This is a genomic window from Marinobacterium alkalitolerans (assembly GCF_017776525.1).
GTDB classification, from domain to species: domain Bacteria; phylum Pseudomonadota; class Gammaproteobacteria; order Pseudomonadales; family Balneatricaceae; genus Marinobacterium; species Marinobacterium alkalitolerans.
Genome location: NZ_JACVEW010000020.1, coordinates 20,028 through 46,481, shown reverse-complemented (window position 1 = coordinate 46,481; position 26,454 = coordinate 20,028). Strand labels below are relative to the sequence as shown.

The 26,454-nt window shown below is 57.2% G+C and carries 25 protein-coding genes and 1 other RNA gene; 16 read left to right on the top strand and 10 right to left on the bottom strand.

From position 1 onward, the window contains the following. Positions 1 to 357 precede the first annotated feature (357 nt). Both ftsA and ftsZ read left to right on the top strand, forming a co-directional pair. Entirely contained in the window at positions 358 to 1,614 is a 1,257-nt protein-coding gene (gene ftsA, locus H9C73_RS12615) for a cell division protein FtsA (RefSeq protein WP_209288204.1), read from the top strand. Between the two features lie 51 nt (positions 1,615 to 1,665). Further along, complete coding sequence (ftsZ, locus tag H9C73_RS12610; RefSeq protein ID WP_209288202.1) at positions 1,666 to 2,892, top strand: cell division protein FtsZ; 1,227 nt, start codon at positions 1,666 to 1,668, stop codon at positions 2,890 to 2,892. 71 nt (positions 2,893 to 2,963) lie between these two features. Here the strand turns inward: ftsZ and H9C73_RS12605 are convergent, their stop codons facing one another. The 3 genes from H9C73_RS12605 to folE2 form a co-directional block, all read right to left on the bottom strand. Next, positions 2,964 to 4,493, bottom strand: a complete 1,530-nt coding sequence (locus H9C73_RS12605) for a carbon-nitrogen hydrolase family protein (protein WP_209288200.1) — start codon at positions 4,491 to 4,493, stop codon at positions 2,964 to 2,966. A 74-nt stretch (positions 4,494 to 4,567) separates the two neighbouring features. Then, positions 4,568 to 5,326 carry a TlyA family RNA methyltransferase gene (locus tag H9C73_RS12600; protein ID WP_209288199.1) on the bottom strand — a complete coding sequence of 253 codons (759 nt, stop codon included), beginning with the start codon at positions 5,324 to 5,326 and terminating at the stop codon, positions 4,568 to 4,570. Between the two features lie 45 nt (positions 5,327 to 5,371). Beyond that, positions 5,372 to 6,310 carry a GTP cyclohydrolase FolE2 gene (gene folE2, locus H9C73_RS12595; RefSeq protein ID WP_209288197.1) on the bottom strand — a complete coding sequence of 313 codons (939 nt, stop codon included), beginning with the start codon at positions 6,308 to 6,310 and terminating at the stop codon, positions 5,372 to 5,374. Between the two features lie 195 nt (positions 6,311 to 6,505). Between folE2 and H9C73_RS12590 the strand changes: the two genes are divergently transcribed. From H9C73_RS12590 to H9C73_RS12580, 3 genes are all read left to right on the top strand, one after another. Continuing rightward, a complete protein-coding gene (locus H9C73_RS12590) occupies positions 6,506 to 7,051 on the top strand; it encodes a response regulator (protein ID WP_407944013.1) in 546 nt (181 codons plus the stop codon). A 387-nt stretch (positions 7,052 to 7,438) separates the two neighbouring features. Beyond that, complete coding sequence (locus tag H9C73_RS12585) at positions 7,439 to 8,725, top strand: D-amino acid dehydrogenase (RefSeq protein WP_209288193.1); 1,287 nt, start codon at positions 7,439 to 7,441, stop codon at positions 8,723 to 8,725. Between the two features lie 48 nt (positions 8,726 to 8,773). Beyond that, positions 8,774 to 9,163: a RidA family protein gene (locus tag H9C73_RS12580; RefSeq protein ID WP_209288192.1), complete on the top strand. Its 390-nt coding sequence runs from the start codon at positions 8,774 to 8,776 to the stop codon at positions 9,161 to 9,163. On the opposite strand, the gene H9C73_RS12575 is transcribed toward H9C73_RS12580, so the two are convergent. Both H9C73_RS12575 and H9C73_RS12570 read right to left on the bottom strand, forming a co-directional pair. After that, a complete protein-coding gene (locus H9C73_RS12575; protein WP_209288190.1) occupies positions 9,160 to 9,969 on the bottom strand; it encodes a response regulator in 810 nt (269 codons plus the stop codon). The two genes, H9C73_RS12580 and H9C73_RS12575, sit on opposite strands and share 4 nt — an antisense overlap. A gap of 92 nt (positions 9,970 to 10,061) precedes the next feature. Then, complete coding sequence (locus tag H9C73_RS12570; RefSeq protein ID WP_209288188.1) at positions 10,062 to 10,604, bottom strand: DUF2058 domain-containing protein; 543 nt, start codon at positions 10,602 to 10,604, stop codon at positions 10,062 to 10,064. A gap of 114 nt (positions 10,605 to 10,718) precedes the next feature. Between H9C73_RS12570 and H9C73_RS12565 the strand changes: the two genes are divergently transcribed. From H9C73_RS12565 to H9C73_RS12555, 3 genes are all read left to right on the top strand, one after another. Further along, complete coding sequence (locus H9C73_RS12565) at positions 10,719 to 11,330, top strand: LysE family translocator (RefSeq protein ID WP_209288186.1); 612 nt, start codon at positions 10,719 to 10,721, stop codon at positions 11,328 to 11,330. A gap of 84 nt (positions 11,331 to 11,414) precedes the next feature. Continuing rightward, positions 11,415 to 11,511: signal recognition particle sRNA small type (gene ffs / locus H9C73_RS12560), an RNA gene on the top strand. Between the two features lie 124 nt (positions 11,512 to 11,635). Beyond that, positions 11,636 to 12,181 (top strand): YgjV family protein, encoded by a 546-nt coding sequence (locus tag H9C73_RS12555; RefSeq protein ID WP_209288184.1) that lies wholly within the window; start codon positions 11,636 to 11,638, stop codon positions 12,179 to 12,181. Between the two features lie 14 nt (positions 12,182 to 12,195). Here H9C73_RS12555 and H9C73_RS12550 read toward each other — a convergent pair whose 3' ends face one another. From H9C73_RS12550 to H9C73_RS12535, 4 genes are all read right to left on the bottom strand, one after another. Continuing rightward, positions 12,196 to 13,230, bottom strand: a complete 1,035-nt coding sequence (locus H9C73_RS12550; protein ID WP_209288183.1) for a TIGR01620 family protein — start codon at positions 13,228 to 13,230, stop codon at positions 12,196 to 12,198. After that, positions 13,227 to 14,654: a YcjX family GTP-binding protein gene (locus tag H9C73_RS12545; RefSeq protein ID WP_209288181.1), complete on the bottom strand. Its 1,428-nt coding sequence runs from the start codon at positions 14,652 to 14,654 to the stop codon at positions 13,227 to 13,229. Before H9C73_RS12545 ends, H9C73_RS12550 begins: the two co-directional genes overlap by 4 nt. A 102-nt stretch (positions 14,655 to 14,756) precedes the next feature. Continuing rightward, complete coding sequence (locus H9C73_RS12540; RefSeq protein ID WP_209288179.1) at positions 14,757 to 16,106, bottom strand: alanine/glycine:cation symporter family protein; 1,350 nt, start codon at positions 16,104 to 16,106, stop codon at positions 14,757 to 14,759. Between the two features lie 461 nt (positions 16,107 to 16,567). Then, positions 16,568 to 17,065 carry an Lrp/AsnC ligand binding domain-containing protein gene (locus H9C73_RS12535; protein WP_209288178.1) on the bottom strand — a complete coding sequence of 166 codons (498 nt, stop codon included), beginning with the start codon at positions 17,063 to 17,065 and terminating at the stop codon, positions 16,568 to 16,570. 157 nt (positions 17,066 to 17,222) lie between these two features. On the opposite strand from H9C73_RS12535, the gene dnaX reads away from it, so the two are divergent. From dnaX to H9C73_RS12505, 6 genes are read left to right on the top strand one after another with little or no spacing between them, the layout of a single operon-like run. After that, positions 17,223 to 19,115: a DNA polymerase III subunit gamma/tau gene (gene dnaX / locus H9C73_RS12530; protein WP_209288177.1), complete on the top strand. Its 1,893-nt coding sequence runs from the start codon at positions 17,223 to 17,225 to the stop codon at positions 19,113 to 19,115. Positions 19,116 to 19,139: 24 nt separating this feature from the next. Further along, entirely contained in the window at positions 19,140 to 19,466 is a 327-nt protein-coding gene (locus H9C73_RS12525; protein ID WP_209288175.1) for a YbaB/EbfC family nucleoid-associated protein, read from the top strand. A 2-nt stretch (positions 19,467 to 19,468) separates the two neighbouring features. Further along, the gene (gene recR, locus H9C73_RS12520; RefSeq protein ID WP_209288173.1) at positions 19,469 to 20,083 is read left to right on the top strand and encodes a recombination mediator RecR; all 615 of its coding nucleotides are present in this window, start codon (positions 19,469 to 19,471) and stop codon (positions 20,081 to 20,083) included. Further along, positions 20,076 to 21,257, top strand: coding sequence for a ribonuclease D (gene rnd, locus H9C73_RS12515; RefSeq protein ID WP_209288172.1), 1,182 nt, complete (start codon positions 20,076 to 20,078; stop codon positions 21,255 to 21,257). The genes recR and rnd overlap by 8 nt, the downstream gene beginning before the upstream one ends. A 3-nt stretch (positions 21,258 to 21,260) precedes the next feature. Further along, a complete protein-coding gene (locus H9C73_RS12510; RefSeq protein ID WP_209288170.1) occupies positions 21,261 to 21,551 on the top strand; it encodes a YcgL domain-containing protein in 291 nt (96 codons plus the stop codon). Positions 21,552 to 21,553: 2 nt separating this feature from the next. After that, entirely contained in the window at positions 21,554 to 21,997 is a 444-nt protein-coding gene (locus H9C73_RS12505; RefSeq protein ID WP_209288168.1) for a YcgN family cysteine cluster protein, read from the top strand. 24 nt (positions 21,998 to 22,021) lie between these two features. Here the strand turns inward: H9C73_RS12505 and H9C73_RS12500 are convergent, their stop codons facing one another. Further along, complete coding sequence (locus H9C73_RS12500) at positions 22,022 to 22,969, bottom strand: LysR family transcriptional regulator (RefSeq protein WP_209288167.1); 948 nt, start codon at positions 22,967 to 22,969, stop codon at positions 22,022 to 22,024. A gap of 139 nt (positions 22,970 to 23,108) precedes the next feature. On the opposite strand from H9C73_RS12500, the gene H9C73_RS12495 reads away from it, so the two are divergent. Both H9C73_RS12495 and oadA read left to right on the top strand, forming a co-directional pair. Then, a complete protein-coding gene (locus H9C73_RS12495) occupies positions 23,109 to 24,524 on the top strand; it encodes an acetyl-CoA carboxylase biotin carboxylase subunit (RefSeq protein WP_209288165.1) in 1,416 nt (471 codons plus the stop codon). A 24-nt stretch (positions 24,525 to 24,548) separates the two neighbouring features. Beyond that, the gene (gene oadA / locus H9C73_RS12490) at positions 24,549 to 26,348 is read left to right on the top strand and encodes a sodium-extruding oxaloacetate decarboxylase subunit alpha (protein ID WP_209288163.1); all 1,800 of its coding nucleotides are present in this window, start codon (positions 24,549 to 24,551) and stop codon (positions 26,346 to 26,348) included. The last annotated feature ends 106 nt before the right edge of the window (positions 26,349 to 26,454 follow it).

Sequence of the window (26,454 nt, the reverse complement as noted above, 5' to 3'; positions counted from 1 at the left end):
ATCAATATCCAATTTTGATTTAATAGCGTTTCGTCAAAATAAAGATTTGATTAATCATCAAATATTCAACACTTTGTGTTGACGCGCTCTGGCTTTAGACGAAAAAACTCTATTTAAAAAAGCGGCAATTTTTTTCAGCCCGGCAAAAAATATCTCACTGAAAAATAAAGAAAAAAGCTAAATAACGGCAAAAGGTTGCCGATAACAGAGCTCACAATGTTGTTGATTTTTTGAACACTATGCGGCGATACTTAACGGGTATACGGGCTGTGGAGAAATCCTGAAAAAGTTGGCCCACTTCTTGCGTTAAATATCGCCAACGGATCTCGTTGGATACCCGGTACGGGCAACAGGTATATGATGACAACAAACAATATGATCGTGGCCCTGGATATTGGCACCTCAAAGGTGGTGTGTCTGGTCGGTGAAGTGACCCCTGAAGGGACGATCGAAATTGTTGGTGTCGGCACCCAGCCTTCCTCAGGCTTGAAGCGCGGTGTGGTGGTCAATATTGAAGCCACCGTCAATTCCATTCAGCGTGCGATCGAAGAAGCCGAACTGATGGCCGGCTGCAAAATCGGCGGCGTAACGGTCGGGATTGCCGGTAGCCACATCAGCAGCCTGAACTCCCACGGCATTGTGGCCGTGAAAGACCGTGAAGTGACGGATCATGACCTGGAGCGGGTGATTGACGCTGCACGTGCCGTTGCAATTCCGGCTGACCAGCAAATACTGCACATCCTGCCGCAGGAATACCTGATTGATAACCAGGAAGGCATCAAGGAGCCGCTGGGCATGTCGGGTGTGCGCCTGGAAGCCAAGGTGCACCTGGTGACCGGAGCCTCGAACGCGATCCAGAATATTGAAAAATGCGTGCGTCGCTGCGGCCTTGATGTCGATGCCGTCGTGCTTGAGCAGTTGGCGTCCAGCTATTCGGTATTAACGGATGACGAGAAAGACCTCGGTGTCTGCATCGTCGATATCGGCGGCGGTACCACGGATATTGCGGTCTTTACCGGTGGCTCCATTCGCCATACGGCCGTGATTCCGGTGGCGGGGGATCAGGTCACGAGCGACCTGGCCATGGCGCTGCGAACACCAACCCAGCACGCTGAAAAGATCAAGGTTAAATACGCCTGTGCACTGGCGCAGCTGGCTTCGGCAGATGAAACCATCAAGGTGCCCAGTGTGGGTGACCGTCCCCCGCGGGATCTGTCGCGTCAGGCCCTGGCTGAAGTGGTTGAGCCGCGTTATGACGAGCTCTTCACGCTGGTGCAGTCCGAACTGCGTCGCAGCGGGTTTGAAGACCTGGTTGCTGCGGGCATCGTCCTGACCGGTGGCACTGCCAAGATGGAAGGCGCCGTTGAACTGGCGGAAGAGATATTCCACATGCCGGTACGGCTGGCCAGACCTCAGGGTATACGGGGCATGGAAGAACAGCTGAGTAACCCGATCTATGCCACGGCCATTGGGCTGCTGCACTACGCAAAACTGGATTTGGGCCCGGTGAAACCGATCACCGAGCTGGAAGATTTCATCGATACCGGCCATGAGCAAGCCGGTTCTGGTGGCCTGTTTGTCCGGTTCAAGGACTGGCTGCAGGGGAATTTCTGATTAATACGTGGACTTCGACGCAAGAACGGAGCCGACTGGAGGGTGTTAAAAATGTTTGAACTGGTCGATAGCGTACCCCAGAGCGCTGTAATCAAGGTTGTCGGCGTTGGCGGCGGCGGTGGTAATGCCGTCAACCATATGGTGACCACCGAGCTGGAAGGCGTCGAATTCATCTGCGCCAATACCGATGCTCAGGCACTGAATAACATGTCGGCGAAAACCGCACTGCATATCGGCGGTGAGCTGACCAAGGGACTGGGTGCCGGTGCCAACCCTGAAATCGGGCGCCAGGCGGCGGTCGAGGATCGCGAGCGAATCGCCAGTGCATTGTCGGGCGCGGATATGGTGTTCATCACCGCCGGCATGGGGGGGGGGACCGGTACCGGTGCGGCTCCAATCGTGGCTGAGGTGGCTCGGGAAATGGGCATCCTCACTGTGGCTGTGGTGACCAAGCCCTTCCCTTTTGAAGGCCGTCGTCGCAAGAAAGTGGCGGAAGAGGGTATCCGTGAGCTGCAGGAAAACGTGGACTCACTGATTATCATACCGAACGAAAAACTGCTGCCGGTGCTGGGCAAGAACTGCACGCTGGTCAGCGCTTTCGGGACGGCCAATGATGTACTCAAGGGTGCGGTCCAGGGCATTGCCGATCTGATCATCCGTCCGGGTATGATCAACGTGGACTTCGCCGACGTTCGCACGGTCATGTCTGAAATGGGCATGGCCATGATGGGGACCGGGGTGGCTCGCGGTGAGAACCGTGCCCGTGAAGCGGCTGAAGCGGCAATCAACAGCCCGCTGTTGGAAGATATCGACCTGAAAGGCGCCAGCGGCGTTCTGGTCAACATCACGGCCGGTCTGGATCTGAGCCTGGGCGAGTTCTCTGAAGTGGGTGATCTGGTAGAGGATTACGCCCATGAGGATGCGACTGTAGTGGTCGGCACCGTTATCGATCCGGAGCTGAGTGACGAGCTTAAAGTGACCGTTGTGGCAACCGGTCTGGAGCGTGCTCAGTCGGCTGAATCACGCGTGGTTAACGGCAGCACCACCACCGCAACGGCGACGACTTCGGTTAAAAAGACTGCGCCGACCTCGGATTATAGCCAGCTTGAGCTGCCTACCGTGCTGCGTAATCGCCAGAATGAAGAGGCACCTGCCGCACGTGCAGTAGCTGATAAAGCTGCGGATTCTGCTGCTGACAGTCAGCCGATGAAGAAAACCGGCACCGATGATATGGATTTCCTCGATATTCCGGCTTTCCTCCGCCGTCAGGCGGACTGATCTGCTCAGCCCCAAGGGGCATACCCTCCAGATTGACCCGCCCGGCCGTCAGGCCCGGCGGGTTTTCTGGTTTACACCTCGTGACGCCACTTCAGGCGATACAGGTCCTTGCGGCGGTCTTTGAGGTTGGTAACTGAGCCTTCATTGCGGATTACACGGATCTGGTCCAGGTCCAGATCCGAAAACATGATCATCTCGGTGTTGGGGGTGGTTTCAGACATCACGGCATCATGCGGGAAGGCGAAGTCAGAAGGCGAGAATACGGCGGACTGGGCGTACTGAACATCCAGGCTTTCAACAGAGGGCAGGTTGCCCACACTGCCGCAGATTACGGTGTAGCACTCGTTTTCGATGGCACGTGCCTGAGCGCAATGACGAACACGCAGGTAGCCGTTCTTGGTGTCGGTCCAGAAAGGCACAAACAGAATATCCATGTCCTGATCCGACAGCAGGCGAGCCAGTTCAGGAAATTCCACGTCATAGCAGATCAGGATACCGATCCGTCCGGCATCGGTTTCAAACACCTGCAGCTGGTTTCCACCCCGAATCACCCAGTCCTGACGCTCATGAGGCGTGATATGCAGCTTGCGCTGCTCTTCCACAGTGCCGTCACGCCGGCAGAGGTAGCTGACGTTATACAGGTGATCACCTTCCAGCAGAGGCATGGAGCCGGTGATGACGTTGATGTTGTAGCTGACCGCCATGTGTGACATTTCATTACGGAAACGTTCGGTAAACCCGGCCAGGAAACGGATGGCCTCCATCTGGCTGGTCTGATCGGTCAGGCCCATCAGGGGCGTGTTGAAAAACTCCGGGAAGAGGGCAAAGTCGCTCTGGTAATCGGACAGGGTGTCGATGAAGTATTCGACCTGCTGCAGCAGCTCTTCAACGGATTCTACGCGACGCATCTGCCACTGGATGGCGCCAATGCGGACTCGGGTCGGGCGGCTGCTGATAACGGTGTCTTCCGGCTCGAACAGGATGTTGTTCCACTCGAGGAGAGTGGCATACCCCTGCGACTTGGTATCTTCGGGCAGGTAACTGCCGAGCAGTCGCTTCACCTGGAAGTTGTTGGACAGCTGAAAGGTGAGAATCGGGTCGTAGATTTCGCGCTGACGAACCTTGCCGATGTATTCACTGGCCGTCATCTCGTTGGCATGCTTGTAGTAGTTCGGTATGCGACCGCCGGCCAGAATGGCTTTCAGATTGTACTGGCGGCACAGCTCCTTGCGCGCTTCGTATAGACGACGCCCGAGACGAAAACCGCGATAATCCGGGTGGATCAGCACATCCAGACCATAGAGGGCATCCCCCTCAGGGTCGTTCAGGATGGTCATGCGCTTGCCGATCAGATCATCGTACGAGTGAGGGTTACTGAAGCGGTCGTACCGCACCTGCACCGTGAGTGCGATGCCAGCCAGTTCTTCGCCATCGAACACACAGATCTGGCCTTCCGGGAATTCATTGATCAGCTTGCTGATCGTATGCTCCGGCCAGGCACCGCCAATATCGTCATAAACCTGATCCATCAACACCTGCAGCCTGGGGTAGTCATCATGCTCCAGGTTGCGTGTTATCAGGTGCATCTCTTCGATACGCATGCTCGTTCCTCTAAACAGGGTCAGACTGATGCTTCAGTGTGCGGCAGGCTGAGTTGGCGCGCAAGCTCAGAGGCTTATTCTGCCCGCCGTGCTCCCAGCAGAAATTCACGGTTGCCATCGCCGCCACGAATGGGGCTTTCGTCCCAATACAGGGGTGTCAGGCCCTGGTCGATGCAGCACTGTTCCACGCTGTCTCGGACGCTTCGGTAGAGTCTTTCATCCTTGACCAGGCCGCCCTTGCTGATATGAGCGGGGCCGACCTCAAATTGAGGTTTAACCAGCGTCAGCAGCCAGCCCCCTGGTCTGATCAGTTGTGACAGAGAAGGGATGATGAGGGTCTGGGAGATAAAGGATACATCCATAACGGCCAGGTCAAAGCCGGACGCATCACGGGCGTAACGGCACAGGTCGGGTGACAGCGCGCGCGCGTTATAGCCTTCAAGGCAGGTGACACGTTCATCGTCTCTCAGGCGCGGGTGCAGCTGATCATGGCCGACCTCAATGCCAAGCACTTGCGCGATGCCGGCCTGCAGCAGGCAGTCCGTGAAGCCTCCGGTGGACTGGCCCACATCGATCGCGTTGAGTCCCTGCGGGTTGATGGTGAGGGCCTCCAGAATATGACGCAGCTTCAGCGCACCGCGGGAAACGTACTGGTCTTCCGGAGCGGGTTGAACTTCTAGCGGTGTGTCCGCTGGCAGTTTCAGCCCCGGTTTGGTCTGTACCTGCCAGCCGCTCAGGCGAGCGCTGACACGCCCTTGCTTGATCAGGCGTTGTGCGCGGCTGCGGCTGTCCACCAGCCCGCGCTCTACAAGAAGAATATCGAGACGCTGCATTTCGTTACCTCATGACAAGCCGGCATTATACAGCGTCGGCGCTATTCAGCGATGAAGCTGGGGCGTATAGCCGTTCGGAACGCCTTTAACGCACACCGCCGAGGCGTCATGCGCGTGCAGGCTTTCGTGATGTTCGACGCTGATCCAGTAATCCTGCCAACTGGCATTTTGTCTCAAGGTGTTACTCAGACGGCGTGCCGCATCTTCACAAAACATCAGGTTTTGCCCGTTAAGTGCCGCAAACGCCTGCTCATCTTCGCGCTTGACGGCGGTTTGAACGGCCGTTTTCAAGCTGGACTCGGCCTGATCAATCAGGTTCAGCACTGGCAGAACAAGCAGGTTCTGATGCTGCAGTTTGACCCGCAGTCGAGCTGTGCTGCGCTGACTGTGCGGGGTGGCCAGGCTGCCATGTGTGTCCAGCCATTCGGCCATCTCGTCGATAGAGCGCGAGGGAGTGTCCTTCCAGGCGTCCAGAAAAGCCTGACTGAGCAGCTTGCGAGACAGGGCGGCAGAGCAGGGGCAGGTGGAGGAGTAAGGAACCTCGACTTCCAGTTCCAGTGAGTAGCCTTCAGGCCCCATCTCGGCCCGCAAAAGCACAGGGTAGGATTTATACCCCTGATGACGGGATATCAGGGCGTCTCGCGCCAGGGGTAAGGCAAATCGTAATTCCAGACAGGCGTGCTGGCTGATGCCCTGATGCGCTTCAATACATGCGTTCAGGCACGCCTGTATGGAGTGGGTCGAGATCGGTTCGGCCAGTGCGTGCTGCAGTGCCTTGTATAGCCGAGACATGTGGATGCCACGGTGGCCGGGTGTGGCGATATCGACGTGGATATTGGCCTTGGCAATGACCGGGGTGACGGACAAATCAGAGTGTAATAGCCGGCATGGCAGGTCGATACCGCTCATGCCGACCTTATTGAGAGGTGGGTAAAGGGCTGGGTTGTTTTCTTGCGCTACGTCGGGCAAATCGGAGAGGGTCATGGCTGGCATCCTGAATGTTACAATATAACGTAATAGTAAATATTTCTGATTTATCTGTCACCTCTGGTGGCTTGGCATCTTTGGCAAATCTGTTGCAAAAGATTACCATTACCGAGTTGTTGGTCTGATTTGAGAGTATTTCCGGTGTCAGAAAAGGATATTTGTACCAGTAGCACAGCTGCAGAGCTGCTTGGGGTGACTCCGAGAACCGTACAGCTGTGGGCGGACTCCGGTATTTTGCCCAGCTGGAAAACGCCAGGCGGGCATCGCCGGTACAGCCTCAAGGAAGTCAGACGCTTTGCACAGGATGTGAGAGCGGAGACGTCCAATACATCGAAGGGGCAGGGTGAGATGCCGGACCCGGTGCGTGTGCAGATTATCGAGGATGAGCACTCGCTGCAGCGGCTCTATGCACGCAGTTTTGAAAGCTGGCAGTTGCCGGTAGAGCTGCGTCAATCAATGGACGGCTATCAGGGCCTGCTTGAACTAGGGCAGTTTGAGCCTGACCTGCTGATACTTGACCTGAACCTGCCCAATATTGACGGCTTCAGCATCATAGAAGCGATGCAGCGACAGGGAGTGCTGAGCCAGCTCCGCTTGCTGGTTGTTACCGCTCTGGATGTGACCTGGGTGCAATCTCGCATCGACGATGTGGTGTCAGGTATTGAAGTTCTGCCCAAGCCGATTCCCTTCGAGCGTATTCGGTCAACAGTCGAGCAGCTGTTGGAAAAAAACCGGTAAAAGGCTTGATATCGTGTGTGGTCTTGCTAATATTCGGAAAAAGCGGAATTAAACGGCAACAGTCTGTTCGCTTTTTCGTTATGGCCTGAAAGGCTGCATCAGTAAGGTGGGGGCCATCTGATGTAGCTGAATAGGGCCACCTCCTCTCTCCCTCCGTTTACACTCTTTTGATCCAGTAACGGCCTTGTCTGGCTTTACCTTATTCTTGCGCGTTTTCGTGTAGGCCTGATGCTGCCTGAGTTCTGGAAATGTTCTGGTGTAACTTTATAAAATTTGCTTTTTGTTAGAAAAATAAACTGCAAAAAATACTAAATTCACAAAAAATTTCCGGTCAAATTGCGCAAGCATAGTGGCATCCGATGATTCTAATAAGATTAAGGTGTTGATATGCGCATTGTTGTACTCGGAAGTGGTGTGGTTGGCGTAACCTCTGCCTGGTATCTCGCTCAGGCAGGTCACAGTGTGGTTGTACTTGATCGGCAGCCTGAGCCGGCGCTGGAGACCAGCTACGGCAACGCAGGTCAGATTTCACCGGGGTATTCTGCGCCCTGGGCTGCTCCGGGTGTGCCCTTGAAAGCCATGAAATGGCTGGTGCAGGACCTCGCACCGCTGCGTATTTCTCCACGACTGGATGCCACCATGCTGACCTGGCTCGGACGGATGCTGTCCAACTGTACCCATGACGCTTATGCGCGCAACAAGGCACGTATGCTCCGTGTGGCCGAGTATAGTCGTGACTGCCTCGTTGAGCTGCGTCAGGAGATTGGCATCGAGTACGACAACCGTGCACAGGGGCTGATTCAGCTGTTCCGCAGTGAGAAGCAGCAGGCTGCATCGGCCAATGACATCAAGATCCTGCAGTCTTGCGGCGTGGATTATCAGCCGCTGGAGCGCGATGAGCTGTTCCAGTACGAACCGGCTCTGCGCCACGTAGCCGACAAGCTCGTCGGTGGTTTGCGCCTGCCGGGCGATGAAACAGGTGACTGCTTCCTGTTTACACAGGCACTGGCGGAGCGTTGCAAGTCACTGGGTGTTGAGTTCCGTTTCAACACCAATATCGAATCTCTGGAACTGGAAAAGGGTCGCGTCATTGGGGCCAACACTGATCAGGGGCTGGTGAAAGGTGATGCCTGTCTTGTAGCGCTTGGCAGTTACAGCCCGGCACTGCTGGCCCCGCTGGGCATCAAGCTGCCGATCTATCCGGTCAAGGGCTTCTCACTGACCATTCCGATCACCGATCCGGATCGAGCGCCCGAGTCCACCGTAATGGATGAAACTTACAAGGTAGCCGTCAGCCGTCTGGGTGACAGAATCCGTGTAGGCGGGACCGCCGAGCTGACAGGGTTTGACCTGTCGACACCGCAGAGCCGACGTGCGAATGTTGAGCATGTCGTAAATGATCTGTTCGGTGGCAGTGGTGACCCGTCGCAGTCCGAGCTCTGGACCGGTTTGAGACCCATGACGCCGGATGGCACCCCGATTCTGGGCGAGACCCGGTACCCGGGCCTGTTCCTCAATACGGGGCATGGCACTCTGGGCTGGACCATGTCACTGGGCTCGGCACGTTATGTCAGTGATCTGATCAGCCAGCGGACACCGGTAATCAGTGCCGAAGGCTTGTCTGTTTCACGCTATACTCGTGCCCAGCAGAATGTCCGCCTGGCGCGGGCCTGAGCCGAGTTGAACAAGGTTTACACTCACAACAGCATACAGGAAGGAAAGATGTCCAATCGCAGCATTATCAATACGCCCCATGCACCGGCCGCTATCGGTACCTATTCTCAGGCGGTGAAGGCAGGTGATACCGTGTACATTTCCGGCCAGATCCCGCTGGACCCGGCCAGCATGGAGATGGTGACCGAATCGTTTGAGGCGCAGGCCGTGCGGGTTTTTGACAACCTGAAGGCGATTGCCGAGGAAGCCGGTGGTTCTCTGAATGACTGTGTAAAGCTGACGATCCTGCTGTCCGATATGGACTTCTTCGCGCAGGTAAATGAAGTGATGTCACGCTACTTCCAGGAGCCGTACCCGGCGCGTGCCGCCTTTGCCGTCAAGGCACTGCCGAAGGGTGCTGACATTGAAGTAGATGCGGTTATGGTACCGCGCGGCTAATCGGCCGAACCCTGGTTCAGCAGTTGTACCAGAAGCCGTTTGACCGTTTCAGGTTCAAACGGCTTATCCGTCAACGCATTCACTCCTGAATGAGCGACTTGGCTCAAGTGTGCCTCGTTCGCTTCCGAGGTCACCATCATCACCGGCAAGTGGGCCAGCAGCTCGGAGTGTCGGATATGCTCGGTGAGCTCGACGCCATTCACTTCCGGCATGTTGTAGTCGGTTACCACCAGATCAACGGTTTCCCGCTTCAGCAGTTCAATGGCTTCGCTGCCATCCTCTGCTTCAATGAAGTGCTCAATTCCCAGATTGCTCAGCACGCGGCGAATCAGCTTACGCGCCATGCGGCTGTCATCGACCACCAGTACCCGCAACCGTTCGACGTCATAGAAGTCCAGATCAATCTCGTCGTGATCCAGAATGTCCAGTGTGGCATTCAGGGCCGATCCCAGGTGCTGGCGCGTGAAGGGCTTGGGCAGAATGGCCACGACACCGGATTGCTTGAATACTTCCAGCTGCTCCTTGCGTGTTTCGCTGGAGACCAGCATGAAGGGAATATCGGCCAGGTCGGGCAGGCGGCGTATGGCGCCAAGCAGGGATGCGGCTGAACCATCGTCAAAATGCAGGGCGCTGATCACAAGGTCCGGCTGGCGTCGCAGCATCGCCTGCAGGGCTTCATGGACGTTGGAGGCCGTCTCGATCGCCATGACTTTTTCATCCTGCAGCTGCTGGATCATGATCTTGCGCTGCATGGCGGAGGGCTCGACCAGAAGGATATCGAGCTCACTGATACAAAGGGTGCTCATTTGCTGCATCCTGACCCGTTTTCTGACCAGAATAACAGCAGTCTGCAGATGATGACAGTACAGGACCTGATCAAGGTCAGGCCCTGTGGGGGTTACCACATCAAATCGTCGGGAATGACGTAATCCGCGTAGGGATCATCCTCGTCCGGTGTATCATCCTTCGGCAGAGGCAGGATAACGCCTTCGAGACGCTGTTCGATGCGGGCGGCGATATCGGCGGGCACCACCTTGTGCTGGCCATCGAGGCTGGCGATGCGAAGCTGGCCGCGAGCCAACTGGTCCAGTTGACGTTGATCGACATACAGGTGGTGGATGGTCGTGCCTTCCACGAAGTTATAGCGCAGCTCGCTGTCGTCCGGCAGTTTCACCTGGTGTGCTTCGACTAACTGTTGAACTTCTGCCCGGCGCGCCTTGTCGGATTGCTCCTGCTGGCGCTTCAGGTTCAACTCGCGGTCTTTTTCGGCTTTCGCCTTGCGGGCCGCTTCAAGCGCCTCGCGCTGGCGCTGCTGGTCATCTTCGGCCTTGCCGGCTTTTTGCTGCTTGGCCTTTTTGCGTTTTTGCTGCTTGGCCTGTTTGGCCTGCTGTTTGGAGGCCAGGCCAGCATTCAGTAACTGGTCCTGCAGTGAGCCTGCCATGATCGTCGACCTCGTTGCTTGACGGTTGAGTGCAGGGCGCGGACTATAGCATATCGTCGTGTATCTGGCAGCGGTCCGGGACGGGCCGAGGCTGTTTTGAACAGGGAGAAAGAGATGTCATTGATGCTGTGGCTTTCGCTGTTGCTGATCTGTGTATTGGGCGCCATGTCACCGGGTCCCAGTCTGGCGGTTGTGTTGCGCCAAACCGTGAGTAACGGGCGTGGCCATGGCATAGCGGCAGGCTGTGCCCATGCGCTGGGTGTGGGCCTTTGGGCGGCCATGACCGTATGGGGGCTGGCGCTGCTGGTAAGCCGGCACGAGCTGCTGTATCAGTTGATCACCTGGGCCGGTGCAGCCTATCTGGTTTGGCTGGGGATTGGAGCCTTGAGACATGCGGCGACACCCGAGCTGCAGGCCCGGCGCGGCGGGGTGGAAAGCCTTTGGTCAGCTGCCCGCTCCGGGGCACTGATTTCACTGCTGAACCCCAAATTGGCGGTATTCTTCACGGCGCTCTTTTCCCAGTTTGTCAGCGCAGGCCAGGCCTGGGAGGACCAGTTGCTGATGGTGATGACAGCCACGCTTGTTGACGGGATCTGGTATTCGCTGGTCGCATTGCTGTTTTCTCAGCCGGCTCTGCTGGCCTGGTTGCGGCGTCATCTGAAACGGGTAGAACAGCTGACCGGCATGGTGTTGATCGGGCTGGCGGTTCGTGTCGCAATCCCCTGATTCTGTTTGCATTTGCCCGATAGGGTGCTTATACTGCGCCCCTGTCTTGTGAGAGGCAGGGCATCTTGCCCGTTATGGTAGCCCTGTTGGTCCTCCCGCAACGATAAACCGTGAACCTGGTCAGGCCCGGAAGGGAGCAGCCACAGCGGTGGATTCGTGTGCCGGGATGTGGCTGGCGGGGCTGCCTCCATTCTATATCCGGCGTCATCTGAACGTTCGGCTTCATTTCTAACTCTTCTCGCTTTCAAACCTCGGCTAAAGTTGCCAAGCTCAGTGTAATTTTCACAACAGGACTGCATGCTCAAATGATGGACAACCTGAACGTGCTGGCGGGTCAGTTTTTTGGCTTGATGGCCCTGGTGCTCTGTGTATTGGCGTTTTCCAGTAAAAAGGATGATCGCCTGCTGATACTGCTGATCTCAGCCAATGTGGCTTTTGCACTGCAGTTTCTGGTGTTTCAGAGCTGGACGGCCGCCGCACTGACGGTGCTGGTGATTGTGCGCATTGTACTGGCCCGCCGTTACCCCGGCAGTGTTCCGGTTATGCTGGGCGTGCTCGGAGCCAGTGGTGTTGCGTCTGTCCTGACCTGGCAGGGCTGGCCGGACCTGCCTGCCATGATCGCCATGGTGTTGGGTACGCTGGGCATGTTTCTGCTGCGCGGTATTCCGTTGCGGGTCAGTCTGGGGCTCGCCGCAACCTTCTGGGGGCTCAGCCATTTGCTGGTTGGTTCCGTGGGCGGACTTATGGCGGAAGCGTTGGTGGTCATCACCAATGCCATTACGATTTACCGACTATACCGTTTGAAACAGCAGGGGATTGACCTGAATGATCTTCAGCCCGTGCGCAAATAGATCAGCCGGACGGTTTAACGACCGCTTGTCCTGGCGCCGGTTGCCAATTGGGTAACCAGTTCGCCCGCCAGACGCTTCATTACACTGTTTCGGCGCACGTTGAAGGGCAGTGGGCGGCACAGTTCCATAGCGGTCAGGCCAGTACGAGCGGTGAACAGGCCGGCTCCAAGGCCCTGGCTTGCGCGTGATGAAAGGCCTGATGTCAGGCCCGTACCGAGAAATGTCGAACCGGCATCCAGTGCCAGGTCGCTGATGCCGGCAAAGGCGATACTGTGAAAAACCTGCTTGAGCAGCCTGATTTGGGCGCTGGCTCCCGGCGCTACGCCGTAGATTGACATGATCTCTCGCAGCATGCGCAGGTTGCGCCAGCCCGCCAGCAGCATGTCAAAGCTGGCCCAGGGGCTGAGTGCAACCAGAGTGCCGGCTGCAAGGCTGTGTTTGCGTATGCAGGCGCGGGCCAGCTTGTCCTGCTTCGTCAGTGCGTGCGATGACAGAAAACGGATCACCTCGGCATCGTTGTAGCTCGAGTCCACCTGATGAATCTGCTGGATGATGCTGTCCTGCTGCGGGTGGTCGCGATAATGGGCTTCCAGCCGGTTAAGGAAGTGGGCCGCTCCGCCGTGCGAGTTCCGCGTACTCAGGCGCTGGGCTTCGGTGCGCAGATCCCGGGTGTGACGAAGCTGTCTGAGTCCCTTGAGACTGCGGCGAAGTTGCCAGAGGCCACAGCCGGTGCAGACAATAATCAGGGATGCTACGGCTGTTCCGAGCAGAGTGTGCAGGCCGAAGCTCCAGTCCAGCAGTCGATAGAGCTCGGCGCCGACCGCGAGGGAGAGCAGTGCGATCAGGCTTGCGGTCAAGGCCCGTGCCGGCCAGGTTGATTTTTGTTTTTTGGGCTCGGGGATACCTGTTTCAGGCGTTTCATCGACCGCTTCCGCTTCATCGGGCGGGATGTCCGTCGCCGGTATAAAGCCCTGTCGGGTGTCTGTGTTCTCGATTGAGGCCGGGTCCAGAAAGGTGGGGCGATGCCAGTCGTGCTTGCTTGAACTCATCGAAACAGGTCTCCCGTCAGATACTCCAGTGCCTGATCCAGGCGGATGTGATGCTCCGGCTTCAGTCCACTGCGGGGCAGAGCACGTGGGGCGAAGTCGATAAATCTGAACCTGTCCTGGTGCCAGTCCTCCGCGCGCGGCAGTTCAGTGGGAATTTCGCCGGGAAAAAGTGCGACAGGCTCGCCGGTCTCCTTGCGGTACCCTTTCAGGCAGGATAGCAGCTGGCCATCCTTGCGTGCCTGCGCAGCCTGTGTGGAGCGCACGGATGCCAATGCCATGCAACGTGTCTGAACCGATTCGAAACGCATCTCCTTGCGAGCATCATGCACCATGAGTTCCAGAAAGCGGTCCAGGTTGGCGTGCTGATTCGCGGTGACGTGGTCCGCCTTGGTTGCGGCAAACAGCACACGGTCGATGCGGGGCGAAAAGAGACGCCTGAACAGGCTGTTTTTGCCGTAGTGGAAGCTGCTCAAAATGGTGTTCAGTGCCAGCTGCATATCATCAAAACAGGCTTCGCCCTGATTAAGCGTTTTGAGGCAGTCCGTCAGAATGATCTGACGGTCAAAGCGAGAAAAATGCTCTGTATAGAAGGGTCTGACCCAGCGTTCACAATAAGATCGGTAACGTCGTGTCATCTCTGCCAGTGCCGAGCCCTCAGGTGTGCCGGTTTCATTCGAGACCTCGGCAGTCAGCGGAAACAGCAGCAGGTCCTGCTCGGGACTGGAAGCTTCGGACAGTAATAGGTGGCCGGGCTGGAGCATGCTCAAGGCATGGGGAGGCTCCCTGAATGACTGGAGCAGGTCGCGAAACTCCAGCCCCAGTTGATTCAGTTGCGCCAGGTTGGCGGGTGCGTGCCAGTCAATTGCACGGTTGGCCTTGAGCCATTGGGCGGCGGCTTCCACACGCGGAGAGGCCTGCAGTAAATTGGTCTGTTGCTGGCTCCACGACAGGAAATCCTGCTGCAGCATGGGCAGGTCAAGCAGCCACTCGCCGGGGTAATCAATAATGTTCAGGTAAACCGTACCCCACTCTCCCAGCAGGCGCTTGATGCTGGTGCTGCGGCGGTAGCGAATGGCCAGTCGGATTTGGGACAGATCACGTGTTGAGCGTGGCCAGTGCGGTTCCGAGGCGGAAAGGGCCGCCAGGTTGCCTTTGAAAGGGAAGGGGCGGGTGCCTGGAGCGTCAATCGGTCGGCATCCCAATAGACGTTTTTCTGCTGCGGCTTCCAGTAGCGGCAGAGAATTATCCTGATCCAGCTGCAAAAGGTGGTGGACTAGTGCGGTAATAAAAACGGTTTTGCCGCTACCGCTCAGTCCCGTCACAGCCAGGTTAAGGTGCTGCTCAAATGTGCGCTCGGCAACACGTTGCAGTCTGTCCTTGTGGGCATCACTGATCAGTGACGTGAGGTGTCCGGTCAGGCCCATCGTCCCTCCAGCCGCTTGAATGAATATTCACGGTGCCAGAGTAACGCTTAAACAGGGCTTAAAGAAGAGTGCAGCGGCCATCAGGCCGCTGCAGGGGGCGGGTTAGTGCTTGGCGAAGTAGTCGCGTGTCAGCTTGAATACCACCGGGCTCAGGAGAGCCAGGGCCACCAGGTTGGGGATGGCCATCATGGCGTTCAGGGTGTCCGCAACCAGCCATACAAAGTCCAGGCTCAGGGTCGCACCCAGCGGAATAGCGATGATCCAGGCGATGCGATAAGGCGTGATGGCCTTGACGCCGAACAGGAACTCGATGCAACGCTCGCCATAGAAGGACCAGCCAATAATGGTGGTGAATGCGAAGACAGCCAGTGAAATGGCGACCAGGTAGTTACCGAACGACGGCAATGCAGTGGCAAACGCCTGACTGGTCAGGGCTGCGCCGGATTCGCCACCGGTCCAGGCACCGGAGCTGACAATAACCAGACCGGTGATGGTGCAGATGACCAGAGTATCCAGGAACGTACCCAGCATGGCGACCAGACCCTGACGTACCGGGTCATGTGTCTGCGCGGCCGCGTGGGCGATAGGTGCAGAACCCAGGCCTGCTTCGTTGGAGAAGACACCACGTGCCACACCGAAGCGCAGAGCGGCCCAAACGGCAGCACCGGCGAAACCACCCTGAGCGGCGATCGGTGAGAACGCGTGGGTGAAGATCAGATCCAGAGCCTGCGGCAGCAGGTGAGAGTTGATGGCCAGAACGACCAGGCCTGCAACCAGATAAGAGATGGCCATGAAGGGAACCAGAGTACCCGCAACATGACCGATACGCTTGATGCCGCCGATCAGGACCGCGCCGACCAGTACAGCCATCACGACACCGCTGACCCAGGTCGGGATGCTGAAGTTGGCATGCAGTACATCAGCAACGGAGTTGGACTGTACCGTGTTGCCGATACCGAAGCCGGCGCAGGCGCCGAAGATGGCAAAGAGAACACCCAGCCAGGCCCACTTCTTGCCCAGACCGTTCTTGATGTAGTACATCGGGCCGCCTACGTGCTCGCCCTTTTCGTCAGTTTCACGGAAGCGAACCGCCAGAACGGCCTCCGAGTACTTGGTTGCCATACCGATCAGTGCGGTAATCCACATCCAGAACAGGGCGCCGGGGCCACCCAGGAAGATAGCGGTTGCAACGCCGGCGATGTTACCGGTACCGACGGTTGCAGACATGGCGGTCATCAGCGCCTGGAAGGGCGGAATCTCACCTTCTTTTTCGTCATCTTTTGCGGTGGTGCGACCGCTCCAGAGCAGTTTGAAGCCTGTGCCTATCTTGAGGATGGGCATCAATTTGAGGCCGATGGACAGGAAAAGGCCGACGCCGAGAATCAGCACCAGCATGAGAGGGCCCCAAACGACCCCGTTGATTGCGGAAATTATGGATTCAATCGCTTCCATTTTGTCTGTGCCTCCGTCAGCGAAAAGGAGTATTCACACACTCCTCAGACATGTAGATCTGTTAATTGAGCAGGCCCAAGGCAGGGCCGACGGTACGAGCGCCCGTAAAGCAGTTAATATGCCAGAATTGAAAATAACTGGCTATTTCAGCTTTTATCAGCTCAATTCGATATTTTTTTTGCTATCAAAGCCTGTTTTGGGCTTTTTTTCTGTTGCGCAGATGCGGCCGTTTCAGGTCTGAAGAGCGCGTGCGCAATGATGGGGCAGGGATCCAGGGTCAAGGCCTGAATATGCACCGGTGTGGTGCAGTATGGGGGATAAGCATGGGCTGCTTAATGTAGGAGTCCGCATAGCTAGTATCTTCTTTTTTATTATGGTGATGTAGATGCGTGACTAATACTAGCGATGTGGCTCAAACCGTCAAAGGTAAAGTTATGGAAAATGCCGCTAAAACAGAAAATTTAACTAGTGGCATCAACCGGCAGCATATGCCGCTCCTTAACCTCTTCCATCACGATGTAGGATTTGGAGTTTTTCACGCCGGGCAGGGTGAGCAACATGTCGCCCAGCAGTTCTCGATATTGCGACATGTCGTGCAGGCGAGCCTTGAGCAGATAGTCGGCATCACCGGATACCAGGTGGCATTCGAGAATGTAGGGCAGGGTGCTGACAGCTCGGTTGAAGCGCTCGAACGCATCGGGGGACTGGTAGGACAGGGCGATTTCGACAAATACCAGCAGGTTGTAGTTCAGCATTTCCGGGTCCACGGTGGCGCGGTATCCGGTGATGACCCCGTCTCGTTCCAGGCGTTTGACACGCTCCATGCAGGGGGTCGTCGACAGTCCCACGCGCTCGGCAAGGTCGGTATACGAGATACGGCCTTCCTGCTGCAGGATGGTCAGAATATTACGATCGATACGGTCTAGCTTACGTTGGCGGGCTGTCCTGGTCACGGTCATGGCTCATTCTTACTGGTGTATCAAACTCCAGTTTTAATCCTTTTGCGACAGAAAGCAAAGTCGAGAGCATTGAACGGTGGCTGACAGGGGCGTGGCCAGCCAAAGCATGTTACTATCTGCGCCCGGAAACCTTCGGCAAACAGTTGGACGAGGCAGCATGAGTTATCAGGTTCTGGCACGCAAATGGCGGCCAAAACGCTTCTCAGAAATGGTGGGTCAGGAGCATGTGCTCAAGGCGCTGGTGAATGCGCTGGACGACGACCGCCTCCACCATGCCTATTTGTTTACAGGCACCCGCGGGGTAGGCAAAACCTCCATCGCCCGCCTGTTTGCCAAGTCGCTTAACTGCGAGCAGGGCGTGTCATCCGAGCCCTGTGGGCAGTGCAGTGCCTGTGTGGAAATCGCAGAAGGCCGCTTTGTCGATCTGATTGAAGTGGACGCCGCCTCGCGTACCAAGGTGGAAGACACTCGCGAGCTGCTCGAAAACGTCCAATACGCGCCTACACATGGCCGCTTCAAGGTGTACCTGATCGATGAGGTGCACATGCTCTCAACCAGCTCTTTCAACGCCCTGTTGAAAACACTTGAAGAACCGCCACCGCATGTGAAGTTTCTGCTGGCAACCACTGATCCGCAGAAATTGCCGATGACCGTTTTATCGCGCTGCCTGCAGTTCAACCTGAAAAACCTGACGGCAGAACGTATCCAGCAGCACCTGGCGTTTGTGTTGGGTGAAGAGCAGATCGAGCGTGAAGAGGCTGCTTTGTGGCTGTTGGCGCGCTCGGCTGATGGCTCCATGCGTGATGCTCTGAGCCTGACCGATCAGGCGATCGCCTTCGGGGCAGGCGCGGTACGGGAAACCGAAGTGCGTGCCATGCTGGGCACCATTGATCAGCACCTGGTCTACAGCATTATTCAGAGCCTGGCCGCTCAGGACCCGGCAGCGGTATTGGCTGCGGTTCAGTCGTTGTCCGAGTTTTCGCCGGATTATCACAGCGTTTTGGGCGAGATGTTGAGCCTGCTGCACCGTGTGGCCTTGGCACAGGTGTACCCGGCGGCAGTCGATAATAGCCTGGGCGATCGTGATCAGGTAATGGCGCTGGCTCAGCAGATGCGGCCGGAAGAGGTCCAGCTGTATTATCAGGTCGCCTTGATGGGGCGCAAGGATCTGCCCATGGTGCCTGAGCCGCGTGAAGGACTCGAAATGACGCTGCTGCGGATGCTGGCTTTCCGACCGGCAGGTGTGGCGCCACAGCCGCAAAACGCTGCACAGGCCACATCCCGGTCAACAGCCCCGGCTCAGTCCGGCTCTGCAACTGAGTCACCGGCTCCCGCGCCTGCGCCGACTCCAGCGCCAGCGCCCGCCCGCCCGGCTCCTGCACCGGCGCCAACGAACGCGGCAGAGCCGTCTGCTGTTCCCCCGTCAGCCACGCCTGCGCCTCCACCTCCACCGCCCAGTGTGGATGAGCCGCCACCCTGGGATGATGTTCCCCCTGATCTTGATGAGGGGGCTGCAAAAAAGCCTGACCCGGCTGGCGTTTCTGATGTGCAGCCGGTATCAAACAGGGCTGCATCGAGTGCTGACGCGCCCCCTCGGCCCGGTACGGCACCGGCTCCGGGAAATGCACCGTCTGTAGCGGCCGGTATGCGGGCCTTCGAGGGTGACCTGAAAGGGGACCGCTGGGCAGCCATGCTGCCTGAACTTGGCTTGAGCGGCATGGTCGAAAGTATCGCGCGTAATCTTTCGCTGGAGGAGGATCAGGGGGAGCGCCTGTGCTTCTTCTACACCCGTGAGCAGGAAGCCATGCTCAGCAACGAGCGGCGAGAGCGCATCAGCAGTGCCATCTGTGAGCACCTTGGTCAGCGTATTGATATTGAGTTCCGTCAGGGGGAACAAAGCCGTGAAACGCCGGCCCAGCTGGGAGAGCGACGCCGTGCCGCACGGCTTGCCGAGGCGGTGAAATCGATAGAACAGGATGAGAAGGTTGCCGAGCTGGCACAGCATTTCGGTGCCAAAATTGATTATGATTCGGTGCGTCCCATCGATTGATTTAATTGTCTGGAGGTATACACCATGATGAAGGGTGGAATGGGGAACCTGATGAAACAGGCCCAGAAGATGCAGGAAGATATGCAGAAAGCGCAGGAAGAGATTCAGCGCGCCGAGGTCAACGGTGAATCAGGTGCCGGGCTGGTGAAAATCACCATGAACGGTCGTCACGATGTAAAAGGCGTTGAAATCGATGCCAGCCTGATGGAAGAAGACAAGGAAATTCTGGAAGACCTGATTGCAGCTGCCATCAACGATGCCGTGCGCAAGGTCGAGCAGAACACCCAGGAAAAAATGTCCAAGATCACCAGCGGCATGGGCATGCCGCCGGGCTTTAAAATGCCGTTCTGATTATGAGCCTGAGCCCGTTATTGCAAGAGCTGATCAGCAGCCTGAGAGCGCTTCCCGGTGTGGGGCCCAAGTCGGCGCAGCGCATGGCGCTGCACCTGCTTGAGCGCGACCGTGCAGGTGCACTCGCACTGGCAGCGTCGCTTGAGTCTGCCGTCGAGCGTATTGGCGAGTGCGAGCGGTGCCGTAACCTGTCCGAACAGGCACTTTGCTCCATCTGTGATGATGGTACCCGTGATCGCCACGTTGTCTGTGTGCTTGAGTCGCCAGTTGACCTGATGGCGGTCGAGCAGACCGGTGGCTTCAATGGTGTGTATTTTGTACTCAAGGGGCACCTGTCGCCCATTGATGGTATCGGGCCGGATGAGTTGGGGCTCGACAGGCTTTTTGCCCTGGTCGAGGCCGGTGACGTTACGGAACTGATTCTGGCGACCAACCCGACCGTGGAAGGTGAAGCCACGGCACACTATATTGCCGAGCAGCTTGAGGACAGCGATGTGAATATCACGCGAATCGCACACGGTGTGCCGGTTGGAGGCGAACTTGAGTTCGTCGACGGCGGCACTCTTGCGCATGCTTTTGCGGGCCGTCGCTCGTTGCGCCGGGGGGCTGATGACTGATCTGTTGCAGCGTTATGACTGGCATCGACTGGAGGCTGCAGCGTCCAGCCCGGTGCACATTCGGGACAATGAAAGCCTCCGTGAGCATGCCGAGCGCTGGTTGGCGCAGCCTGTGCTGGCGCTGGACACCGAGTTCATGCGTACCGAAACCTTCTATCCCATTCCGGGCCTGATACAGGTGGCCGATGATCAGGCCTGTTATCTGATTGACCCGCTGGAAGTCTCCGATATGTCCCCTCTGGGCAAGGTTCTGGCGGCACCGGACGTGCTGAAAGTGGTGCACGCGGGCAGTGAAGACCTGGAACTCTTCCGTCACAGCTATGGTGTGCTCCCTGAGCCCCTGTATGACACTCAGGTGGGGGCTGCCTTTGCCGGCTGGGGGTTCAGCATGGGCCTGCGGCGTCTGGTGTCTCATGCGCTGGATGTGGAGCTGGACAAGGAAGAAACCACATCAGACTGGCTGCAGCGCCCCCTGACGCCGGAGCAGGAGCGCTATGCCGCGCTGGATGTGGCCTACCTGCCCACGCTGGCACTGATGCAGCGTCAGGAGCTTGCGGAAAAGGGGCGCCTGGCCTGGGCCGAGGAAGAGTGTGCAGAGGTAGGACGACACATGGTCGAGCTGGATCAGGCAGATCCCGAAACCTACTTCCAGCGTTTCAGTCAGGCGTGGCATTTCGATGATACCCGGCGGGCAGCCTTGCGTGATCTGGCGGCCTGGCGCGAGCGCACCTGCCGCGCCCGGGATATTTCGCGTAACCGCCTGTTACGTAATCAGGTGCTGCTGGATATTGCCGAGCGCTTGCCGCAAAACATTCAGCACCTGGACAAGATTGTCCAGCGTGGCCGCATCGTCCGTGAGTATGGTCAGGATATTCTGGCGCTGGTCAGGCAGGCCCCGCAATCGGCGCAGGCACAGCCGCCGGCATCCATTGAGCGGCCGTTGCATTACGTCTGGAGCAAGCGCTTGAAGCAGATGCGGGCCACCGGCCGCAAGGCCGCCGAACAGCATGGACTCCTGCCGGAAGTATTGCTGCGCAAGCGAGATCTGGACGCGTTGATTCGCTCCCGTGACGAGCAGGGGCAGTACCACTTGCCGCCGAGTCTCTCGGGTTGGCGAAAGTCGCTGGTCGGGGATGCCTTGCTGCAGCAGATTCAACAGTTTGAGAAGAGTTGAACCATGAAGATAGTCAGTGTTTTCAGAAGTCCGCGGAAGGATGAAATGTACCTCTACGTGGACAAGCGCGAACAGCTCGAGCGTGTTCCCGAACCCTTGCTCGAAATGTTCGGTGCCCCCGAGCATGTGATGGATATGCCGCTAACGGCCGAGCGCAAGCTGGCCCGTGTGGAGAGTACGACCAGGTTGTTGGACGATCTCGACAGCAAGGGGTACTACCTGCAGATGCCGCCACCCAAGGATGATTACATGCTGGACCTGTTCAAGGATCGCCCTGAAACCGGGGTGCGATAAGCATGGCTCAGGAAGTATTCTGGCGGCGCAAGACCCTGCGTGAGATGAACCGTGAAGAGTGGGAATCCCTGTGCGACGGTTGCGCGCTCTGCTGCCTGCACAAGGTAGAAGACGAAGACACCCAGGAGGTGTTCTACACCACGGTTGTCTGCCACCTGCTGGACATGAACAGTTGCCAGTGCACCGAGTATGAGCGCCGCTGCCAGCTCGTGCCCAGTTGTATCCGGCTGGAGCCGGAAGACGTGGAAACCTTCGATTGGTTGCCGATCACCTGCAGCTATCGGCTCATTCATGAAGGTAAGGACCTGCCGGAATGGCATCCGCTGCTGACCGGTGAGCGCAGCTCGGTTCAGCAGGCCAATGCTTCAGTGCTGAGCGTTTATGAAGTACGTGATAACGAAATCAGTGAAGATCAGCTGATAGACTTCATTCTCGATGAAGACTAGGCACCTCTCTAACCTGGGGCGCCATCAGGTTTTTTCACTGTAAACCAGCGTCTCCAGCTGCCCCATCTGCTGTTGCACATAATCGAGAAACGCCCGCATGACCGGTGTCGGGTGTTTAGCGGCCGGGTGTACCGTGCACCAGGAGCGCAGCAGCGGAAACCCTTCCAGTTCAAGGCAAGCCAGCTCGCCCAGTTGCAGTTCGGTCTGAATGCTCAGCTTGGGCAGCACGGCCACCCCGAGCCCCGCCAGTACACCGTGTTTGATGGCAGCGTTCGAGCCCATCTGCATATAGGGCGAGAGGGTGAGCCGCTTCTGATGACACCACTGTTCCAGTGCCTTGCGGGTACCGGAGCCCGGCTCGCGAATCAGCAGGTTGGCATCCAGAAAGGTTTGCGGATCGACCGTATCAAGCTGCAGCAGCGGGTTGTCGGTCCTCACCACGGGGACCATCACATTGTTCAGGAAAGGGGTGCTGCGCAGGGCCCCTGACTCCGGTGGCATGCCCATGATGATCAGGTCGTCCCGGTTTTCGGTCAGCCGCTGTGTCGCTCTGGCACGGTTTACAATCTCAAGGCGAACATCAATCTGGGGGTACTGCTCCAGAAATCCTTTCAACAGGTAGGGCACGACGTACTGGGCGGTACTGACTGCGGCCAGTCGCAGCTCACCCCTCACCTGCCCCTGCATCTCGGCCAGTTCCATCTGGAGTCGCTCCAGGTCGGCAAACATGTTGCGCGTTACCTGCTCCAGACGCTCCCCGGCGGCCGTGATATAGAGCTGTTTGCCGACGTACTCGAACACCGGCTGACCCAGAGCCTGTTCAAGCTGTCGAATCTGCGAGCTGACAGCGGGTTGAGTCAGGCCCAGCTGTTCAGCGGCGCGGCTATAGCTTAAGTGCTGATAGACACTGTGAAACACCTGTAACTGCCGAAAAGACAGGCGTGGCAGCAGCCGAGCGAGCGAGTAAGGCATAGGATTTCACCACCCAAAAAATGCTAATAAACTTCAAATATAAGCAATAGCTTATGCTTGATAGAAAAAATATCAATTTTTTCTTCTTCCTGCCGTGCATTAGATTTTTGTAACGACCTATTCAGCAGGGAGATGGTCCATGCTTACAAAAATCCTGATCGCGAATCGGGGCGAAATCGCGGTGCGTATTGTACGCGCCTGCGCCGAAATGAACATTCGCTCGGTGGCGATCTATACCGAACCGGACCGGCATGCACTGCATGTCAAGCGTGCCGATGAAGCCCACAGTGTCGGTGAAGACCCGCTGGCGGGCTATCTTGACCCGAGGCGGCTGGTCAATCTCGCCGTTGAGACCGGCTGTGACGCCATACATCCCGGGTACGGTTTCCTGTCCGAAAACAGCGAGCTGGCTCGCATCTGTGACGAGCGTGGCATTACGTTTATTGGCCCCAGCGCTTATGTGATCGCGAAAATGGGTGACAAGACCCAGGCGCGTGACAGCATGATCAAGGCAGGCGTGCCGGTCACTCCGGGCTCTGACGGCAACCTGGCCGACCTGGATGAAGCCTTGAGTGTCGCCAGTGAAATCGGCTACCCCGTGATGCTGAAAGCGACTTCTGGCGGCGGTGGCCGGGGTATTCGCCGCTGTGACAGCGCGGAGGAGTTGCGATCTCAGTATCCACGCGTTATCTCCGAAGCGACCAAGGCCTTTGGTTCGGCGGAGGTATTCCTCGAAAAATGCATCGTTGACCCCAGGCATATTGAGGTACAGGTGCTGGCAGATCGCGAAGGGAATGCAATCCATCTCTATGAGCGCGATTGCTCCATCCAGCGACGCAACCAGAAGTTGATCGAAATCGCGCCCAGCCCTCAGCTGACGCCGGAACAGCGCCAATACGTGGGTGAGCTGGCCGTACGTGCAGCCAAAGCCGTCGGATATGAAAATGCCGGGACCGTCGAGTTTCTGGTCACCGGTAATGAAGTCTACTTCATGGAGATGAACACTCGCGTTCAGGTGGAACACACCATTACGGAACAGATCACGGGTGTGGACATCGTGCGTGAGCAGATCCGCATTGCAGCCGGCCTGCCGCTGACCTATCGGCAGGAGGACATCAGCTATCGAGGCTATGCGCTCCAGTTCCGAATCAACGCAGAAGACCCCAAGAACAACTTCCTGCCGAGCTTTGGTCGTATCACTCGATACTATGCGCCGGGCGGTCCTGGCGTACGAACGGATACCGCCATCTACACCGGATATACCATTCCGCCGTTCTATGACTCCATGTGTCTGAAGCTCGTTGTGTGGGCCTTGAACTGGGAGGATGCGCTGGACCGGGGAGCGCGTGCACTGGCGGACATGCGCGTACAGGGCGTGAAAACAACGGCGTCCTACTATCAGGCCATTCTGCAAAACCCCGACTTCCGCAGTGGTGAATTCAATACCGGTTTCGTGCCGAGCCATCCTGAACTGCTGAACTATTCGGATAAACGAGACCCCAGTGAGGTTGCATTGGCGATTGCGGCTGCGATAGCCGCCTATGCCGGGCTTTGATTGGTGGGCAAGAGGAGAATTGAAATGAGCAAAATCAACATTACCGATGTCGTTCTGAGGGACGCTCACCAGTCACTGATTGCAACGCGCATGCGTACCGAAGATATGCTGCCGATCTGTGACAAGCTGGACCGTGTAGGCTTCTGGTCGCTTGAGTGCTGGGGCGGTGCAACCTTTGATGCCTGTGTGCGCTTTCTGAAAGAGGACCCCTGGGAGCGACTGCGGGCACTGCGCAAGGCGCTGCCGAATACACGACTTCAGATGCTGCTGCGCGGACAGAACCTGCTTGGCTATCGCCATTACGCGGATGATGTGGTTGAGGCCTTTGTCGCCAAGGCGGCCGAAAACGGTATCGATGTATTCCGTGTCTTTGATGCCTTGAATGACCTGCGTAACCTGGAAACTGCCATCCGGGCGGTCAAGAAAGCGGGCAAGCATGCGCAGGGCACTATCTGTTACACCACCAGTCCTGTCCACACGATCGAGACCTTTGTTGAGCAGGCGCGGGCGCTGCACCAGATGGGCGCGGACTCCATCGCCATCAAGGACATGGCCGGGTTGCTGACGCCCTATGCGACCTATGATCTGGTGAAAGCGATCAAGGAAGCGGTGGTATTGCCGGTCTTTATACATACCCATGCCACAGCAGGGCTGGCTGCTCAGTGTCAGCTCAAGGCAATTGAAGCGGGAGCGGAGCATATCGATACCGCCATTTCCGCTTTTGCCTGGGGCACCAGTCACCCGGCAACCGAGTCTCAGGTGGCTGCCTTGAAGGGGACCGAATGGGATACCGAGCTGGATCTGGAACTCCTGAACGAGATCTCGGACTACTTCCGCGAGGTTCGCAAAAAGTACCACCAGTTTGAATCCGAGTTCACCCGTGAAGACGTGAGTGTTCAGATCAACCAGGTACCGGGCGGCATGATGTCCAACCTGGCCAATCAGTTGAAAGAGCAGAATGCGCTGGGTCGTATTCGAGAAGTATTTGACGAGATTCCGCGGGTGCGCAAGGACCTGGGGTATCCACCGCTGGTTACGCCAACCTCCCAGATTGTAGGGACTCAGGCAGTATTGAATGTGCTGACCGGTGAGCGTTACAAGTCCATCACCAATGAGGTTAAACGTTACCTGCAGGGCGGCTATGGCCACCCGCCTGCAGACGTGAACGCAGCTCTCAGAACGCAGGCCATCGGCCGTGAGCAAGCCATTGAAGGGCGCCCGGCTGACCAGTTGGCACCTGAAATGGAGCGTCTGCGCGCTGACATCGGGGAGCTGGCATCCAGTGACGAGGATGTCCTCACCTTTGCCATGTTCCAGGATGTAGGGCGTCAATTCCTTGAACAGCGTGCAGCCGGCACGCTTGTGCCCGAACCCCTGCTGCCGGTGGCTGAAGCGGGTCGACCGGTGGATGAGGGTGTTGCGACCGAGTTCAACATTGACGTGCATGGTGAAACCTATCAAGTGGCTATCACCGGAGTAGGTGGCCAGGCAAGCGGCAAGCGCCACCTGTATTTGACTCTGGATGGCATGCCGGAAGAAGTCCTGTTCGAGCCCCTGAATGCCTATGTGGACCAGGGTGGCTCCGGAGGGCGTCGTCAGGCCAGCGCGCCCGGTCATGTAACGACCAGCATGCCGGGCAATATCGTGGATGTGCTGGTGACTGAGGGTGATGAGGTGGAAGCAGGGCAGTCCATCCTGATCACCGAGGCCATGAAAATGGAGACTGAAGTACAGGCGCCGGTGGGAGGTCGTGTACTGGGCGTATTCGTTGAGAAAGGGGATCGGGTGACGCCGGGTGAGGTGTTGGTCGAAATTGAGAGCTGAGTAAATTGCTATAAGCAAAAGCTTATTCCTGCTAAAAGCAATATCAATTTTCGATTTCAGAATAACTGGTTTAACTTTAACACGTTAATCAATTCAAACCGTTGGC